Source organism: Sandarakinorhabdus limnophila DSM 17366 (assembly GCF_000420765.1).
GTDB lineage: Bacteria > Pseudomonadota > Alphaproteobacteria > Sphingomonadales > Sphingomonadaceae > Sandarakinorhabdus > Sandarakinorhabdus limnophila.
Genome location: NZ_ATVO01000003.1, coordinates 286,530 through 303,561 on the forward strand (window position 1 = coordinate 286,530; position 17,032 = coordinate 303,561).

Genomic DNA, 17,032 nt, shown 5'->3' on the forward strand with positions numbered 1-17,032 from the left:
CACCGGGTGTGCGGCGTAGCGGCCGGTTGCCGCCGCCGTGGGCCTGCTGCTATGACTTGGGCCTCTCCCGGTTCCTGAAGGCGCAGCATCTTGAAAACCCTTGGCCTCATCTGGCGCATCCTTGTCGGCATCAAGGATTTCCTCGTCCTGTGTGTGTTGGCGCTGTTTTTCATCGGGCTGTCGGCCCTGCTCTCCTCCGCCAAGCCCGCCACGGTTCCCAATGGCGCGGCGCTCGTGCTGGCGATGGATGGCGCCCTGGTTGATCAGGCCTCTGAAACCTCACCGTTCGATGCCGCGGCCGGCAATGTTGCCGCTGAAATCCAGGTGCGCGATGTGGTGCACGCCATCGATCACGCCGCCAAGGACGATCGCATCAAGGCCATCGTGCTGGAACTGGATGGTTTCATGGGCGGCGGTCAGGCCAATATCGCCACCGTCGATGATGCGCTCACCCGCTTCCGCAAATCCGGCAAGCCGGTTCACGCCTGGGCCACCGCCTACAGCGACGACAGCTGGCTGCTCGCCGCCGCCGCCAGCAAGATCTGGCTCAACCCGATGGGCGGCGTGATCATCACTGGCCCGGGTGGCAGCCGCCTCTATTTCGCCAAGGCGCTCGAAAAGCTGCAGGTTGATGTCAACGTGTTCCGCGTCGGCACCTACAAGTCGTTCGTGGAGCCCTTCACCCGCACCGCCGGCTCTCCCGAAGCCAAGGCTGCCGATCAGGCACTGGTCGGCAGCCTGTGGGGCAGTTGGCTCGCCGATGCGAAACGCCTGCGGCCCAAGGCCGATGTGCCGGCTTATATCGCGCAATTGCCACAGCGCCTCGGCAAGTTCGGTGGAGACAGCGCCAAGACGGCGCTCGATGCCGGCCTCGTCGATCAACTCGGCAGCCGTGATGAGTTCGACGCCGCGATGATCGAACTCGCCGGCGAGGATGAGCTGAGCGATTGGGGCCATTACACCGGCGTCACGCTGGGTGATTATCTGTCTGCCACAGCCAAGCCGCTGGGTGAGCGCGGCGATGCCGTGGGTGTCGTCTATGTCACCGGCAACATCGTCGATGGCGAGGCCCCGCGCGGCACCGCCGGGAGCGCCACCATCCGCCAGGCGCTGGAAGAAGCGCTGGCTAAGAACGACGACATCAAGGCACTGGTGGTGCGCGTCGATTCCGGCGGCGGCTCCGTTACGGCATCGGAAGAAATCCGCGCTGCGCTGCTCGCCGCCAAGGCCGATGGCCTGCCCGTCATCGCCAGCTTCGGCCCGGTTGCGGCCAGCGGCGGTTACTGGGTCGGCACGGCAGCAGACGAGATCTACGCCCAGCCTTCCACTATCACCGGCTCTATCGGCGTCTTTGCCATCCTGCCCAGCTTCCCGCGCGCGCTTGCTGATCTGGGCATCACCAGCGATGGCGTGAAGACCACCCCCTACAGTGGCGAACCCGATGTGGTTGCCGGCCTGTCGCCGCAGGTTTCCCAGGTGCTGCAGATGGGCGTTGAAAACACCTATCGCCGCTTCCTCACCCTGGTCGCCACCTCCCGCAAACTGCCGCTGGCGGAGGTGGACCGCATCGCGCAAGGCCGCGTGTGGGCCGGTACCCAGGCCAAGGAGCTGAAGTTGGTGGACAAGTTCGGTGGCCTAGATGCCGCCGTCGCCGCCGCTGCCGCCAAGGCCGGCCTGAAGGGCGAAATCCGCGTGGTCGATATCGAAAAGCCTGTGCCGGCATGGCAACGCGCGCTGGAAGGTCTGGGCGCCACCGAAAGCGAAGAGCAGGCCGCCCGCGATCCGTGGGCGCGTCTGGTCCAGGCCTCGCGCCTGCGTCTGCTCACCGCCGCGCATGATCTGGGCTGGCTGGCCGCCGGCAAGGGCGCCACCATGCAGGTGCTGTGCGTCGAATGCAGCATGGCCGGCTCTCCGCGCCCGACGGCGGCCCGGCAGACGGAAGGCCTCGCGGCCAAGCTGGTTCAGTCGTCGCGGTAACCCGGCAGCGCCAACCCGGTGGCGATGGCAATCCCGCGCAAGCCAAAGCCGGCGGCAGCGCCAATGATCGCCGCCGGCCACAGCGACAAACCCAGCAGGGTGAGCCCCACATAAGTTCCCGCCCCGAGTGCCGCGGCCGAAACGTAGATTTCGCGCCGCAACAGGATGGATGGTTCCCCCGCCAACAGATCGCGCACGATGCCGCCGAAACTGGCGGTGAGCACACCCATGCCAACCGCCGGCAGCGGCGGCACGCCCAGGCTCAACGCCTTGGCCGCGCCCAGCACGCTATAGGCGCCCAAGCCCAACGCATCGAACCACAACAACGCATTCAACCGCCAGCGATCCGCCTTGAACAGCCACACGGAAGCGGCCGCCACCAGGCAGATGCCCAGATAATCCGATCGCCCCACCCAGAACACCGGCGCCCCGATCAACAGATCGCGCAGCGTGCCGCCGCCGATGCCGGTGATGGCGGCAAAGAAGGCGAAGGTTACGATCGTCTGCTTGATCCGTGCCGCCGCCAATGCGCCTGAAACGGCGAACACCGCCACGCCCGCCATGTCGAGCACGGCCAGTAATGGCTCCAACGGAATGGGCGCTGCAATGGCCATTACCGCCGCCAGAAATGCCGCACGGTGAGCAGTGCTCCGGTGAGCACCACGCCCAGCGCGATCAGCGTCGCAATTATGATGACAGGGCCATGGGTGTCCTCGCGGTCCTGCCAATCCAGGATGTGCAGGCCCCAGAACAGATCGTAAAACCGCCACCACGGCGTGCGCACCGCGCCGATATCGCCCTGGCTGTTGACATAGACGCGCACATCATCGGCGAATTCCACCCGATATCCCGCCGTCTCCCGCCAGTCGCTGGCCGGGTTGGCCGGCGTGATCGCCGTCACCGTCACCGGCCCCTCAAGCGTCGTGCCCGCCCGCGCAATGGCTTCGGCCTGCGCGGCACTGATGGCGATAGGCTGGCCGCTGGCATCCAGCAGCCGCTTGCCGATCTTGTCGGTCAGCTTCCACACCGGCTTACCGAGCAGACTGCCCAGTTCCAGTTTCTCGACGCCCTGCAACGCCGGCAACCCGGCCGGTACGCTGAGCGCCGCCGGCTCCTTGCGCAGCGTCGTCCCCCGCACCTCCTCCAGCGGCCGCGCCACCATCACCAGGCCCGACACCACCCACAGGATGATCTGGATGCCAACAAAAACCCCGGTCCACAGATGGAGCCAGCGAACGGTGCGAGTGGTGCGGGGCGACAGCATGGATTTGGCTGTAGCGGGGAGCGGGCGAGCCGTCACCTATGCGTATCTGGCCCTGCTGCGTGAAAGCTGGCGCACTGGCGTGCGGCCGGCGGCGCATCACATGTGAATGGCTTTGCCCGTCACCGCCATCGCCGCCTCCTTCAACGCTTCCGAATGCGTCGGATGCGCATGACAGGTCAGCGCGATATCTTCGCTCGACGCGCCAAACTCCATCGCCTGCGCAGCCTGCGCGATCATCGTGCCCGCCATAGAGCCGATGATGTGCACGCCCAGCACGCGATCAGTCTTGGCATCCGCCAGCACCTTCACAAAGCCATCGGTATCACGGTTGGTCTTGGCGCGGCTGTTGGCGGCAAACAGGAATTTGCCGGCCTTGTAGGCGATGCCCGCGGCCTTCAATTCCTCTTCCGTCTTGCCCACGGTGCCGACTTCCGGGTGGGTATAGACCACGGCCGGGATCACATCATGGTTCACATAACCGGCCAGGCCAGCGATATTGTCTGCGCAGGCCAGGCCTTCGTCTTCGGCCTTGTGGGCCAGCATCGGGCCTTCCACCACATCGCCGATGGCCCAAATGCCGGGCACCTTGGTGGCGAAATCATGGCCGATGGGAATGCGGCCCTTGGCGTCGAGAGTGAGGCCCGTGGCAGCCAGGTTCAGCCCATCGGTGTTGGGCCGGCGACCGATGGAGAGCAGCACGACATCGGCCGTGATGGTTTCAGCAGGACCGCCAGCGGCCGGCTCCACGGTCACCGTAGCGCCAGCGCCGGTCCGTTCGACGCTCACCACCTTGGTGGCAGTCTTCAGCACCAGGCCCTGTTTGGTGAGGATCTTGGCGAAGGCGTTGGCAAGTTCGATATCCATCGCCGGCACGATGCGCGGCGCATATTCCACCACGGTCACCTTGGCGCCCAGGCGGCGCCACACGCTGCCCATTTCCAGGCCGATATAGCCGCCGCCGATCACCACCAGATGCTCGGGAACCTTGGGCAGGTTAAGCGCTTCGGTGGAGGTGACGATAACCTCCCCATCCGGCGTCATGCCGGGCAGCAGTGCCACTACGGAACCGGTGGCGATGACGAAATTCTTGGCGGTGATGGTGCGGTCACCCACCTTCACGCTCTTGGCGTCGATGAAGCTGGCTTCGCCCTTGATCCACTCCACTTTGTTCTTTTTGAACAGCATGGCGATGCCGCCGGTCAGCTCTGATACCGCCTTGTCCTTCTCGCCCAGCAGGGCGGAAAGATCGAAGGAGACATTGTCGGCCTTCACGCCGAACTTGGCCAGATGGCCGCCGGCCAGTTCCTCATAGAGGTGGCTGCCGTTGAGCAGCGCCTTGGACGGGATGCAACCGACATTGAGGCAGGTGCCACCGAGCGCCGCGCGCTTTTCTACGCAAGCGACCTTCAGGCCATGTTGGGCTGCACGAATAGCGCCGACATAGCCGCCGGGGCCGCCGCCAATGATGACGACATCAAATTCAGGGTTGGCCATGGGGTGGGCCTTTCTTGTTACAGGTCGATCAGCAAACGCGCCGGATCTTCAATGGCTTCCTTGACGCGCACCAGGAAGGTGACGGCTTCGCGGCCATCGATGAGGCGGTGATCGTAGGACAGCGCCAGATACATCATCGGGCGGATCACGATCTGGCCGTTCTTCACCACCGGGCGATCCTCTACCCTGTGCAGGCCGAGCACGCCCGATTGCGGCGGGTTGAGGATGGGGGTGGACAGCAAGGAGCCGAACACGCCGCCGTTGGAGATGGTGAAGTTGCCGCCCTGCAGCTCGTCGATCTTGAGCCTGCCCTTGCGCGCCCGGTCACCGAAATCGGCAATGTCCTTCTCGATCTGGGCAAAGCTCTTGGCCTGGGCATTGCGCAGGATCGGCACGACCAGCCCGCCCGGTGACGACACCGCGACGCCAAGATCGGCATAATCCTTGTAGATAATCTCATCGCCTTCGATGGCGGCGCCCACCGACGGCACGTCCTTCAGCGCCAGCACCACGGCTTTGGCAAAGAACGACATGAAGCCAAGCCGGATGCCGTGCTTCTTCTCAAATATGTCCTTGTACTTGGCGCGGGCCTCGATCACCGCGCTCATGTCCACGTCGTTGAACGTGGTCAGCATGGCGGCGCTGTTCTGGGCTTCCTTCAACCGGCGCGCGATGGTCTGGCGCAGGCGGGTCATCTTCACCCGCTCTTCGCGGCGCTCGGCCGGGGCGGCGGCAGCGTCCGCGACAGCAGCAGGGGCCGGGGTGGCAGCGGATTTCAGGCGGGCAGTGCCGGCCTCAATCGCAGCGAGCACATCACCCTTGGTCAGTCGGCCATCCTTGCCGGAGCCGCCGATGCTGGCGGGATCGAGATTATAAGTGTCGAGCAGGCCGCGAACCGCCGGGCTGATGGCGTCATAGGCCGGCGATTCCGCAGCCGGCGCCGGCGCGGCAGCAGGCGGCGACGGTACGGCAGCGGCGGCCACAGGTGCGGCAGCCGCCGGCACCGGAACGGCAGCGGCCGGCACCCCGCCTTCCACGATCCGCGCAATCAGCGCGCCGACCGTGACCGTGTCGCCGGTCTGGAACAATTGCTCGCCCATCACGCCGGCCACCGGCGACGGCACTTCCACCGCCACCTTGTCGGTTTCCAGCGCCACAATGGCCTCGTCGGCCGCCACCGCCTCGCCGGGCTGTTTCAGCCACTGGCCAACGCTGGCTTCGGTGATGGATTCGCCCAGGGCGGGCACGATGACATCAGTTGCCATGGTCTTGTCTTTCTTACTTTTTCTTGAGGCCGCCGCGGATTGCGGCCTTCACTTCAGTGGTCGTCGCGCCAAGGGCTTCAGCCACCAATTTGGCCTGTTCAGCATTGTGGCGCTTGAGGAGGCCCGTCGCCGTGGCCGCCGCAGGAGCACGCCCGGCATAGATCGGGCGCATGCCCGTCGCAGCCTCGATCAGCGGATTGGCGAAGGTCCAGGCGCCGCCGTTCTGCGGCTCTTCCTGAGCCCAGACCACGGCTTCCAGATTCGGAAATTTCGCTGCATATTCAGCAACAACGTCACCCGGGAACGGATAGAGCTGCTCGACACGAAGCAAATAGACGTCGTCGCGGCTGTCCTTCTCGCTGGCGTCGAGCAGATCATAATAGACCTTGCCAGTGCACAGCACGAGCCGCTTCACCGCTTTCGGATCACACGGCTTCAGATCATCCAGGCAGCGGTGGAAGGTCGTCGCCGGGCCCATTTCGGCCAGATTGGACACCGCTCGCTTGTGGCGCAGCAACGATTTCGGCGTGAACACAATCAGTGGCTTGCGGAAATCCCGCAGCATCTGCCGGCGCAGCAGGTGGAAGAAATTGGCTGGGGTCGTGCAGTTGGCGACCTGGATATTGTCTTCCGCGCACAGGCTCAAGAAACGCTCGACACGCGCCGAGCTGTGTTCCGGCCCCTGCCCTTCGTAACCGTGCGGCAGCAGCATCACCAGACCATTGGCGCGCAACCACTTGATTTCGCCCGAAACTATAAACTGATCGATTATGGTCTGGGCGCCATTCACGAAATCGCCGAACTGGGCTTCCCACAAGATAATGCTCTTCGGATCAGCCAGGGCATAGCCATATTCGAAACCGAGCACGCCGAATTCCGAAAGCGGGCTGTCCAGCACTTCAAAGCGCGGGTCCATCGCCTTCAGCGGCACATAGCGGCTGCCATCCTTCTGGTCCGTCCAGACAGAGTGGCGCTGGCTGAACGTGCCGCGGCCGCAATCCTGGCCGGAAAGGCGCACGCCATAACCATCTTTCAGCAACGCCCCGAAGGCCAGCGCCTCGCCCGTCGCCCAATCGATGTTGGCGCCAGTGGAAAACATCTCCGCCTTGGCATCAAGAACCCGCGCCAAGGTCCTGTGAATATTGAAACCGTCGGGCACCGTGGTCAGCTGTTTGCCCAACTGATGCAGTTCGGTCATCGACACGCCGGTCATTGCGGCGCGGCGGCTGTCGATGGCTTCCTTGGGCTTGCCCAGCCCGGCCCAGCGGCCGCCGAACCAATCGGCTGCATTGGCCTTGAAGCCGGCCGCCGCGTCGAATTCGTCTTCTAGCATGGAGACATAGGTCTCAATCATGGCCTTGTAGCCATCGCCAGTCAGCACGCCCTCTCCCGACAGGCGATCCGCATACAGCTCGCTCACCGTCTTCTTCTTGCCGATCACGGCATACATAAGCGGCTGAGTGAAGCTCGGCTCGTCGCTTTCGTTGTGGCCAAACCGGCGATAGCACCACATGTCGATCACCACATCGCGGCCGAACTTTTGCCGGAACTCGGTGGCGACCTTGGTGGCATAGGTCACGGCTTCCGGATCATCGCCGTTCACGTGGAAGATCGGCGCCTGAACGATCTTTGCCATGTCCGACGGATAGGGCGACGAACGCGCAAACTGCGGACTGGTGGTGAAGCCAACCTGATTGTTCACCACGTAATGGATGGTGCCGCCGGTACCATAGCCGTTAAGCCCTGAAAAACCGAAACATTCCGCCACGATACCCTGGCCGGCAAAGGCGGCATCGCCATGTAGCAGGATCGGCATCACCTGCTTGCGGGCATTGTCGCCAATGATGGTCTGAATGGCGCGCACCTTGCCCAGCACCACCGGATCGACTGCTTCGAGGTGGGAAGGGTTGGGCACGAGGGACAGGTGCACCTTGTTGCCATCGAACTCGCGATCAGTGCTGGTGCCGAGGTGATATTTCACATCGCCCGAACCGCCCACATCATCCGGATTCGATGAACCGCCAGCGAATTCATGGAAGATGGTGCGGAACGGTTTTTGCAGCACGTTGGCCAGCATGTTGAGCCGGCCCCGGTGCGGCATGCCGAACACAACTTCGGTGATGCCCAGCGCGCCGCCCACCTTGATGATCGATTCCATCGCCGGGATCATGGCTTCGGCGCCATCCAAGCCAAAGCGCTTGGTGCCGACATATTTACGACCCAGGAATTTCTCGAACTGCTCGGCTTCAACCAGCTTGTTCAGAATCGCCCGCTTACCATTGGCTGTGAACTGTATTTCCTTATCACGGCCTTCGAATTTTTCCTGCAGGAAGCGCCGTTCCTCCACATCGTTGATGTGCATATACTCAAGGCCGACGTTACCGCAGTAATTGCGCTGCAGAATGCCGACGAGTTCACGGATGGTTGCCGTCTGCAGGCCCAACGCGCCGCCGATGTGCACCGTGCGATCCAGATCATTGCCGCCAAAGCCGTGATAGCCGGGGGTGAGATCGGCAGGCAGATCGCGGATGGCAAGGCCGAGCGGATCAAGATTGGCCGCAAGGTGACCGCGCACGCGATAGGTGCGGATCAGCATAAGCGCGCTAATCGCATCCTGGGCAGCGCGGGCAATGTCTTCCGGGGTGGCACCGGCAGCCGCCGCCGCAGCAGCCCGACCGGCGGTCTTGGCTGTGCTTTCGGCAAACATACCGGCGGCATCGAGCCCGCGCGTCAGATCATCGCCGGGCAGGATCGGCCAGTTCGGCCGGGCCCAACTTGGCGCCGGCCGATCTTCCGGTCCGGGCAGCAGGGCTTCCATATCCATCGTGACTGTCCTCAATCTCGCGATTCTGAACTGTTTAACGGCACATGACGGTCATGTCATGACAAACTGTCGCATGCCGGCCATGCAATGCCGAAATGCGACATGATTTTCCGCGCCAAAGCCAAGGGCTTCAGCCCTTCAGCACCTCGATCAGCGTTTCGCCCAGCAACGACGGTGACGGCGACACGCGAATGCCGGCCGCTTCCATAGCCGCCATCTTCGACGCCGCATCGCCCTTGCCACCCGAAACGATGGCGCCGGCATGGCCCATGCGGCGACCCGGAGGCGCCGTGGTGCCGGCAATGAAGCCGACCATCGGCTTCTTGCGGCCACGCTTGGCTTCATCGATCAGGAACTGGGCTGCCTGCTCCTCAGCATCGCCACCGATTTCACCGATCATTATGATCGACTGGGTAGCCTCATCGGCCAGAAACAGTTCGAGCATGTCGATGAAATTGGTACCATTCACGGGATCACCGCCGATACCGACAGCCGTCGTCTGGCCCAGTCCCACAGCGCTGGTCTGGTGCACGGCTTCATAAGTGAGCGTGCCGGAACGCGAGACTACGCCCACCGAACCCTTGCGGAAGATGTTGCCCGGCATGATGCCGATCTTGCATTCGCCGGGCGTCAGAACGCCTGGGCAATTCGGCCCGATCAGGCGGGTCTTTGAACCCTGCAGAGCCCGCTTCACGCGCACCATGTCGAGCACCGGAATGCCTTCGGTGATGCAGACAACAAGCGGAATTTCGGCCGCAATGGCTTCGCAGATCGCATCGGCTGCGCCGGGCGGCGGCACATAGACGACCGACGCATCAGCGCCGGTGGCCTCACGCGCCTGCGCGACGGTATCGAACACCGGCAGGCCGAGATGGGTGGAACCGCCCTTCCCCGGCGCGGTGCCGCCGACAACCTTGGTGCCATAGGCAATGGCCTGTTCCGAATGGAACGTGCCCTGCTTGCCGGTGAAGCCCTGCGTGATGACGCGGGTATTGGCGTTGACAAGAATGGACATCAGGCAGCCTTCTTCACTTCAGCAACGATCTTGGCCGCTGCATCACCCAGATTGTCGGCCGACACGATCGGCAGGCCGGAGTTGGCGAGGATTTCCTTGCCCAGTTCGACGTTGGTACCTTCGAGGCGCACCACTAGCGGCACCGAAAGCTGCACTTCCTTCGCAGCGGCGATGATGCCTTCCGCGATGATGTCGCAGCGCATGATGCCGCCGAAGATGTTCACCAGGATGCCCTGCACCGCCGGATCCTTCAGGATCAGCTTGAAGGCGTTGGTCACCTTTTCCTTGTCGGCGCCGCCGCCGACATCGAGGAAGTTGGCCGGCTCAGCGCCATTCAGCTTGATGATGTCCATGGTGGCCATGGCGAGGCCAGCGCCGTTCACCAGGCAGCCGATGTTGCCATCCAGCTTGATGAAGGCGAGGTCATATTTGGAGGCTTCGACTTCCGCCGGGTCTTCCTCGGTCAGGTCGCGCAGTTCGACCAGATCGGGGTGGCGATAGAGCGCGTTGCTGTCGAAACCGACCTTGGCATCGAGCACCAGCAGCTTGCCATCATCCGTCACGGCGAGCGGGTTGATTTCCATCTGGCTGGCATCGGTGCCGATGAAGGCATCATAGAGCTTCAGCGTCACCTTCTCGGCCTGCTTGGCCAGATCACCGGTCAGGCCCAGCGCGGCGGCGACAGCGCGGCCGTGGTGCGGCATGGCGCCGGTGGCCGGATCGATGGTGATGGTGTGGATTTTCTCGGGGTGGTGATGCGCCACGTCCTCGATGTCCATGCCACCTTCGGTGCTGGCCACGATGGCAATGCGGCCGGTGGCACGATCGACCAGCATCGCGAGATAGAGTTCCTTGGCGATATCGACGCCGTCGGTGACATAGAGCCGGTTAACCTGCTTGCCGGAGGCACCGGTCTGGATCGTCACCAGCGTGTTGCCCAACATGTCGGTCGCCGCCGCGCGCACGTCGTCAGCGCTGCGCGCCAGGCGCACACCGCCCTTGGCTTCGGGCGGCAGTTCAACGAACTTGCCCTTGCCGCGGCCACCTGCGTGGATTTGCGCCTTCACGATATAGAGCGGGCCAGGCAGCTTGGCCGACGCGGCCACCGCTTCCTCGACGCTCATCGCGGCATAGCCGACTGGCACCGGAACGCCGAATTTGGCCAGCAATTCCTTGGCCTGATACTCATGGATGTTCATTGGAAATCCCTATCCCTTGGTCAGCCTTGCAGGCGAAATTCACGCCAGCGACGGGTCAATGCCCTTGCAGGCCTTCAGCAGCTCTTTCACCGCATCCACGCTCACCTGGAAATTGGCTTTTGCAGACTGCGACAATTCGATCTCCACCACGCGCTCGACGCCGCCAGCGCCTATGATCACTGGCACGCCGACATAAAGATCGGAAACGCCATACTGGCCGGTCAGATTCACGGCGCAGGGCAGCAGACGCTTCTGATCATACAGGTAAGCCTCGGCCATTTCGATGCCGCTGGTGGCCGGTGCATAATAGGCGCTGCCGGTCTTCAGCAGGGCGACGATCTCGCCGCCGCCGGAACGGGTGCGTTGGATGATGGCATCGATGCGCTCCTGTGTGCTCCAGCCCATCTTGATGAGATCGGGCACCGGGATGCCAGCGACGGTGGAATATTCGATCACCGGCACCATCGTGTCGCCATGGCCGCCCAGCACGAAGGCATTGACGTCGCGCACGCTCACTTTGAATTCATCGGCCAGGAAATGGCGGAAGCGAGCGGAATCAAGCACGCCGGCCATGCCGCAAACCATGTGATGCGGCAGGCCCGAGAATTCGCGCAGCGCCCATACCATGGCATCCAGCGGGTTGGTGATGCAGATCACGAAGGCGCCGGGTGCATGGGCCTTGATGCCCTCACCCACCGCCTTCATCACCTTCAGGTTGATGCCCAGCAGATCGTCGCGGCTCATGCCCGGCTTGCGGGCGACACCAGCGGTGACGATGATCACATCTGCGCCGGCGATATCGGCATAATCGTTCGAGCCCTTGAGGTTCACATCAAAGCCTTCGACCGGCGCGCACTGGGCCAGATCGAGCGCCTTGCCCTGCGGCACGCCATCCACCACGTCGAACAGCACGATATCGCCCAGGGCGCGCTGCGCCGCGAGGTGAGCCAGCGTGCCGCCGATGTTGCCGGCGCCGATCAGGGCGATTTTCTTGCGAGCCATGGTGGTCTCCGTCTGAATGAGTCGAACAAATTGTCGCAGGCTGGATAGAGCGCGGCGGCGCACTGTGCAACCGCAGCAAAGCCCTATCCGGTGAAAACTGGGAGGCGGTTTCAGCTGCCGTGGCCAAGCGCCAAGTAGGCGGCGGACTGCATCTCCATCAATCGGCTGGCGGTGCGTTCGAATTCGAAGCTGGAATCGCCGGCCGGATAGAGTTGATCAGGCTGGGCATCGGCGGCCGCGACAAGCTTGACCTTCTGCTCATACAGCGCATCGATCAGGTGGATAAAGCGGATCGCCTCGTTTCGGTTTTCAGGGCCAAGCCTGGGAATGCCGACGATCAGCACCGTGTGATAATGGCGGGCGATGGCGAGATAGTCAGCCGCACCCAGCGGCTGCCGGCACAGCCGGCCAAAGCTGAACACGGCGACGCCCTTCAGCGATTTGGGCACGTGCAGGAAACGGCCGCCGGGCAGCGACAGTTCGGCCGTGGGCACATGCTCGCGGTCTTCGGGCGGATAATCGGTCATCTGGAAGAAGGCGGCGGAGAGCGCGGCGGTGGCTTCGGGGCCATTGGGGACATGCCAGGTCTGGGTGCCGCCAAGCCGGGCCAGGCGATAATCAGTCGGCCCGTCCAACGTTACCACGTCCAGCCTGGCTTCGATCAGGGCGATGAAAGGCAGGAACAGATGACGGTTGAGTCCATCCTTATAGAGATCGCGCGGGGGGCGGTTGCTGGTGGTCACCACCGTCACGCCCCGCTCCAGCAAGGCGGTGAACAATCGGGACAGGATGGCGGCGTCGGCGATATCCTTCACCTGCATCTCGTCGAAACACAGCAGGCGTGCGGATCTGGCGATCTGATCGGCGACGCTGATCAGCGGATCAGCATCACCGGCTTGGCGGCGGGCGTGGATGGCACCGTGCACCTCGGCCATGAATTCATGGAAATGGGAGCGGCGTTTGGGAGATACAGCCGAAGCGGAGAAGTACAGGTCCATCGCCATGGACTTGCCACGCCCCACGCCGCCCCAGATGTAGAGGCCCTTCGGGGCAGCGGGCGGCGCCTTGCCGAACAGACGGCCAATCAGGCCGGGTGTTTCGACAGGACGGTTCAGCGCCGTTTCCAGCACCGCCAGCCGGGCCACAACCGCCGCCTGCGCGGCATCAGGCTTCAGTTCGCCCGCCGCCAGCAGTTCGGCATAGCGGCCAGCAACATCAGTCAACCTGCGTCTCTCCCGGGCGCGTCGCATGGCCCTCAGCCGTCGGCCGTGCCGGGCGCGGGATCTTGCGCATGGTGCCGGTGAAGCTGGAGAGGTTGACGCCATCCTGAGTGACGAGGCCGCGCACGAACAGCATCTTGCCGGTTTCCTTCAAGATTTCACCGTGCGCCTCGATCGGCTTGCCGACGATCCCGGCCGACAGAAAATCGGTCGCGCAGCTCAAGGTGACGGCGGCAGAGTTTTCCAACTGGCGGAAGATGAAGGCAAACATCGCCATGTCGATGAACGACATGATGAACCCGCCATGCAGATATCCGAGGCCATTCGAATGCTTGCGCGCCGTTTCCATGCGGCATTCCACCCCGCGCGCGCCTTCGCGGAAGAAGAAATCGCCGAGCATCGAGGCAAAGCGGCCATCGGGATCGCGGCGCCAGCAGGTCCAGCCCGCGTTGGGGCCTTCAGTGAATGTTTCGCGAGACATGAGAACAGCGGTTAGCGCCGCTGCTGCGCCGCGTAAAGCATCAGCGATGCACGGACGCCAGCAGCCATTGCGCGGCGGCCCGCCAGTTCAGCGGCGTCGCCTGCAGCACCGCGGCAAATTGCGCCTGTGCCTCGGCAAACCGGCCCAAGGTGCGCAACTGCGATCCCATCACATAGTGATGGCGCGCCAACGCGGCAGGTTGAGCCACCAGAACTGCCGCCGGGGATTCGCGACGGGTCATGTGGATTGCGCACCGCGCCAAAGGCAGCGTTGGAACTCGTCCAGCCAAAGGAAAGCTCGTGGAGATTGGTCTTGCCCAGCACGATGGCACCAGCCTGCCGCAGCAGCGAGACGGCAGCGGCGTCGGCAGCGGGGCGAAAACCTCGAAGGGCGTTGGTCCCACCGGTGGTGGGATAGTCGGCCGTATTGATACTGTCCTTCACCGGCACCGGAAGGCCATGTAGCGGGCCAAGCGGCTTCCCGGCGGCGCGGTAGGCATCGGCAGAGCGAGCCTGGGCCAGAACCTGCTCTGCATCGAGATTGATGAAGGCATTGAGATGCGCGCCCTGCCCGCAGCGCGCCAACAGTGCCGTGGCATAGGTTTCAGCAGAAAGTTCGCCAGAGGCCATACGCGCAACAGCGGCGCTGGCCGAAAGTTCGCACAGCACCGTGTCGTCCATGGCCGTTTCCTTGCGCGGCTTAACCCGCGCGTTCGAGCATCATCAGCTTGATATCCGCGATCGCCTTGGCCGGGTTCAGGCCCTTGGGGCAGACGTTGGAGCAGTTCATGATGGTGTGGCAGCGATAGACGCGGAATGGATCTTCCAGCGCATCGAGCCGCTCGCCGGTCATCTCGTCACGGCTGTCGGCCAGCCAGCGATAGGCTTGCAGCAGGATGGCGGGGCCCAGGAACTTGTCGCTGTTCCACCAGTAAGACGGACAGGCGGTGGAGCAGCAGGCGCACAGAATGCACTCATACAACCCATCCAGCTTCTCGCGCTCGTCCGGGGACTGGATGCGTTCCTCGCCCGACGGCGCCGGGGTGACGGTCTGCAGCCAGGGCTTGATCGAGGCATATTGCGCGTAGAAGTGCTTGAAATCAGGGACAAGGTCCTTGATCACCTCCATATGCGGCAGCGGCGTGATCACCACTTCGCCCTTCACATCGGCAATCGGCATGGTGCAGGCCAGCGTGTTGGTGCCATCGATGTTCATCGAGCACGACCCGCAAATCCCCTCCCGACACGAGCGGCGGAAGGTGAGCGTAGGATCGACCTCGTTCTTGATCTTGATTAGCGCATCCAGAACCATTGGGCCTGTGGCATCGAGATCGAGGCTGTAGGTGTCATAACGCGGGTTCTCCCCGTCATCCGGGTTCCAGCGATAGACTTTGAACGCCTTGGTGCGGCTCGCTCCGGCGGGGGCGGGATAAGTCTTGCCGGTCGCCTTGATGACGCTGTTCGACGGAAGAGAAAATTCAGCCATTACAAATGCCTCTAATCAGTACGTCCGCGCCTTGGGCTTGATATACTCGATGTCGTCCGACAGCGTGTAGGTGTGCACCGGACGGGCAGCAAGCTCCACCGAGCCATCGCGGAACCAGCCCAGAGAGTGTACCATCCACTTGTCGTCATCCCGGTTGGGGAAATCTTCGTGCATATGAGCGCCGCGGCTTTCGTGACGGGCTTGCCCCATATGCACGGTCAGCACGGCCTGGCCGATCATGTTGTCGAGTTCCAGCGTCTCGATCAGATCGGTGTTGAACACCATCGAACGATCGGTGGTCCCGATATCGGCCATCCGCTGATAGACAGCGTCAATCTTGCGCACGCCTTCATCGAGGATTTCGCTGGTGCGGAACACGCCGGCATTGGCCTGCATCGTTTTCTGCATGGCCAATCTTACTTCAGCAGTCGAGCTGCCGCCCTTGGCATAACGGAAGCCGTCGAGGCGGCCGAGCGCGAAATCGGCGTTGTCCTTGGGCAGCGCAGTGTGGCCAGCGTTTGCCTTCTGGATAGCGGCGACGCGGTGCGCCGTGGCTCTGCCGAAAACAACCAAGTCGATCAGGCTGTTGGAACCAAGCCGGTTGGCACCGTGCACCGAAACGCAGGCGGCTTCACCCACCGCGAAAAGGCCGGGCACCACGCTGTCGGGGTTGCCATCTTTCAGGGTCACGACTTCACCATGATAGTTCGTCGGAATACCACCCATGTTGTAGTGCACGGTTGGCACCACTGGGATCGGCGCCTTGGTGACGTCCACACCGGCAAAAACCTTGGCGGTTTCCGAAATGCCGGGCAGGCGCTGGGCCAGCACGGCGGAATCGATGTGATTGAGGTGCAGGTGGATATGGTCGCCTTCAGCGCCGACACCGCGGCCTTCGCGGATTTCCATCGCCATCGAACGGCTGACGACGTCGCGGCTGGCAAGATCCTTGGCCGACGGAGCATAGCGTTCCATGAAACGCTCACCCTGGCTGTTGGTGAGGTAACCGCCCTCCCCGCGCGCGCCTTCGGTGATCAACACGCCGGCGCCATAGATGCCGGTGGGATGGAACTGCACGAATTCCATGTCCTGCATGGCCACGCCGGCGCGTATCGCCATGCCGCCCCCGTCACCGGTGGAGGTATGCGCGGACGTTGCTGAGAAATAGCAACGGCCATAGCCACCGGTCGCCAACACCGTCTGGTGACTGCGGAAGCGGTGGATGCTGCCATCTTCCATGTTGATGGCGATGACGCCCTTACACTCCCCATTCACCATGATGAGATCGATGGCGAAATATTCGATGTAGAAATCCGTGCTGTACTTGAGGCTCTGCTGATAGAGCGCGTGCAGCATGGCATGGCCGGTGCGATCTGCCGCGGCGCAGGTGCGCTGAGCCGGCGGGCCGCTGCCCATGTTCTGCATCATGCCGCCGAACGGGCGCTGATAGATCCGACCGGCCTCGGTGCGGCTGAACGGCACGCCGAAATGCTCCAGCTCGTAAACCGCGGCCGGGGCTTCCTTGCACAGATACTCAATCGCGTCCTGATCGCCCAGCCAATCGCTGCCCTTCACCGTGTCATACATGTGCCAGGTCCAGTGATCCGGGCCCATGTTGCCGAGCGCGGCCGCAATGCCGCCCTGCGCGGCAACGGTGTGGCTGCGGGTGGGGAAGACCTTGGTGATGCAGGCAGTTTTCAGCCCGGCTTCGGCAATGCCCATGGCAGCACGCAAGCCGGAGCCGCCGGCTCCCACCACAACAGCGTCGTAAACATGATCGATAATCTGATAGGCTTCAGGCACTTG

Annotated in this window: 14 protein-coding genes; 1 reads left to right on the forward strand and 13 read right to left on the reverse strand. The window is 63.2% G+C overall.

Features of this window, described 5'->3' with window-relative positions:
- Positions 1 to 90: 90 nt before the first annotated feature.
- On the forward strand, positions 91 to 1,977 hold the full coding sequence (gene sppA / locus G566_RS0101530; protein WP_022678917.1) for a signal peptide peptidase SppA: 1,887 nt from the start codon (positions 91 to 93) through the stop codon (positions 1,975 to 1,977).
- Here sppA and G566_RS0101535 read toward each other — a convergent pair.
- The 13 genes from G566_RS0101535 to sdhA all read right to left on the reverse strand — a co-directional run bounded on the left by G566_RS0101535 (position 1,962) and on the right by sdhA (position 17,029).
- Positions 1,962 to 2,591, reverse strand: a complete 630-nt coding sequence (locus G566_RS0101535; protein WP_022678918.1) for a trimeric intracellular cation channel family protein — start codon at positions 2,589 to 2,591, stop codon at positions 1,962 to 1,964. The genes sppA and G566_RS0101535 overlap by 16 nt on opposite strands.
- Complete coding sequence (locus G566_RS0101540) at positions 2,591 to 3,241, reverse strand: PepSY domain-containing protein (RefSeq protein WP_022678919.1); 651 nt, start codon at positions 3,239 to 3,241, stop codon at positions 2,591 to 2,593. The genes G566_RS0101535 and G566_RS0101540 overlap by 1 nt, the downstream gene beginning before the upstream one ends.
- 96 nt (positions 3,242 to 3,337) lie before the next feature.
- Entirely contained in the window at positions 3,338 to 4,735 is a 1,398-nt protein-coding gene (gene lpdA / locus G566_RS0101545; RefSeq protein WP_022678920.1) for a dihydrolipoyl dehydrogenase, read from the reverse strand.
- 17 nt (positions 4,736 to 4,752) lie between these two features.
- A complete protein-coding gene (gene odhB, locus G566_RS0101550) occupies positions 4,753 to 6,000 on the reverse strand; it encodes a 2-oxoglutarate dehydrogenase complex dihydrolipoyllysine-residue succinyltransferase (protein ID WP_022678921.1) in 1,248 nt (415 codons plus the stop codon).
- A gap of 13 nt (positions 6,001 to 6,013) precedes the next feature.
- The gene (locus G566_RS0101555) at positions 6,014 to 8,824 is read right to left on the reverse strand and encodes a 2-oxoglutarate dehydrogenase E1 component (RefSeq protein WP_022678922.1); all 2,811 of its coding nucleotides are present in this window, start codon (positions 8,822 to 8,824) and stop codon (positions 6,014 to 6,016) included.
- Positions 8,825 to 8,954: 130 nt separating this feature from the next.
- Positions 8,955 to 9,839: a succinate--CoA ligase subunit alpha gene (sucD, locus tag G566_RS0101560; protein WP_022678923.1), complete on the reverse strand. Its 885-nt coding sequence runs from the start codon at positions 9,837 to 9,839 to the stop codon at positions 8,955 to 8,957.
- Positions 9,839 to 11,038, reverse strand: a complete 1,200-nt coding sequence (gene sucC, locus G566_RS0101565) for an ADP-forming succinate--CoA ligase subunit beta (protein ID WP_022678924.1) — start codon at positions 11,036 to 11,038, stop codon at positions 9,839 to 9,841. The genes sucD and sucC overlap by 1 nt, the downstream gene beginning before the upstream one ends.
- A 39-nt stretch (positions 11,039 to 11,077) precedes the next feature.
- A complete protein-coding gene (gene mdh, locus G566_RS0101570) occupies positions 11,078 to 12,040 on the reverse strand; it encodes a malate dehydrogenase (RefSeq protein WP_022678925.1) in 963 nt (320 codons plus the stop codon).
- 110 nt (positions 12,041 to 12,150) lie between these two features.
- Positions 12,151 to 13,263 (reverse strand): cell division protein ZapE, encoded by a 1,113-nt coding sequence (gene zapE / locus G566_RS0101575; protein WP_022678926.1) that lies wholly within the window; start codon positions 13,261 to 13,263, stop codon positions 12,151 to 12,153.
- Positions 13,256 to 13,741, reverse strand: a complete 486-nt coding sequence (locus tag G566_RS13155; protein ID WP_022678927.1) for a PaaI family thioesterase — start codon at positions 13,739 to 13,741, stop codon at positions 13,256 to 13,258. The genes zapE and G566_RS13155 overlap by 8 nt, the downstream gene beginning before the upstream one ends.
- A gap of 11 nt (positions 13,742 to 13,752) precedes the next feature.
- Entirely contained in the window at positions 13,753 to 14,421 is a 669-nt protein-coding gene (locus tag G566_RS13160) for an amidase family protein (RefSeq protein ID WP_022678928.1), read from the reverse strand.
- A gap of 19 nt (positions 14,422 to 14,440) precedes the next feature.
- Positions 14,441 to 15,226, reverse strand: coding sequence for a succinate dehydrogenase iron-sulfur subunit (locus G566_RS0101590; RefSeq protein WP_022678929.1), 786 nt, complete (start codon positions 15,224 to 15,226; stop codon positions 14,441 to 14,443).
- 15 nt (positions 15,227 to 15,241) lie between these two features.
- Positions 15,242 to 17,029, reverse strand: a complete 1,788-nt coding sequence (gene sdhA / locus G566_RS0101595; protein WP_029131124.1) for a succinate dehydrogenase flavoprotein subunit — start codon at positions 17,027 to 17,029, stop codon at positions 15,242 to 15,244.
- Positions 17,030 to 17,032: the final 3 nt, after the last annotated feature.

Coding starts and splice junctions, on each gene's coding strand:
- G566_RS0101555 (WP_022678922.1), bottom strand. CDS start 8,824: ATGGATATGGAAGCCCTGCTGCCCGGACCGGAAGATCGGCCGGCGCCA.
- G566_RS13155 (WP_022678927.1), bottom strand. CDS start 13,741: ATGTCTCGCGAAACATTCACTGAAGGCCCCAACGCGGGCTGGACCTGC.
- G566_RS0101540 (WP_022678919.1), bottom strand. CDS start 3,241: ATGCTGTCGCCCCGCACCACTCGCACCGTTCGCTGGCTCCATCTGTGG.
- G566_RS13160 (WP_022678928.1), bottom strand. CDS start 14,421: ATGGACGACACGGTGCTGTGCGAACTTTCGGCCAGCGCCGCTGTTGCG.
- mdh (WP_022678925.1), bottom strand. CDS start 12,040: ATGGCTCGCAAGAAAATCGCCCTGATCGGCGCCGGCAACATCGGCGGC.
- odhB (WP_022678921.1), bottom strand. CDS start 6,000: ATGGCAACTGATGTCATCGTGCCCGCCCTGGGCGAATCCATCACCGAA.
- G566_RS0101590 (WP_022678929.1), bottom strand. CDS start 15,226: ATGGCTGAATTTTCTCTTCCGTCGAACAGCGTCATCAAGGCGACCGGC.
- G566_RS0101535 (WP_022678918.1), bottom strand. CDS start 2,591: ATGGCCATTGCAGCGCCCATTCCGTTGGAGCCATTACTGGCCGTGCTC.
- sucD (WP_022678923.1), bottom strand. CDS start 9,839: ATGTCCATTCTTGTCAACGCCAATACCCGCGTCATCACGCAGGGCTTC.
- lpdA (WP_022678920.1), bottom strand. CDS start 4,735: ATGGCCAACCCTGAATTTGATGTCGTCATCATTGGCGGCGGCCCCGGC.
- sucC (WP_022678924.1), bottom strand. CDS start 11,038: ATGAACATCCATGAGTATCAGGCCAAGGAATTGCTGGCCAAATTCGGC.